General features: G+C 73.2%; 1 pseudogene. It reads right to left on the bottom strand.

The window, feature by feature from the left end:
• Window positions 1-373 (bottom strand): annotated as a pseudogene (locus AC5RUJ_RS18675) (ABC transporter ATP-binding protein); the annotation flags it as partial.

The following is a 373-nucleotide window of genomic DNA, read 5'->3' as shown; positions in this document are numbered from 1 at the left end:
GCGCAAGGCGCCGGCGCGCCGGAACGCCGGCCGGGACAGCAACGCCAGCCCGGCGGTCAGCAGTACCAGGGGAACGACGACGGCGAACGCCAGCACCGGGGACAGGAACCACAGTGCCACCGTGGTTCCCGTGATCAGCGGGATGCCGACCGCCAGCGGCGCGATGCCCAGCGCGATCCAGTTCCGGACGCTGGAGAGGTCGTTGGTACTGCGCGCGATGGTCACCCCCGGCGACGGTCCGCGGTCGGTGGCCAGGGCGGAGGCCACCAGTCCCTTGCGGATCTCGTGGATGTAGTCCTGCCCGAGCTTTTCGGCCAGGACGCGCTCGAGGGCCCGTAGGCCGCCCAGCCCCAGCGCCGCGGCAGCCAGGCCG

Source organism: Arthrobacter sp. Y3223164 (genome assembly GCF_059091005.1).
The sequence above is the reverse complement of the archived record's forward strand: the minus strand, read 5'-3'. Positions and strand labels throughout refer to the sequence as shown.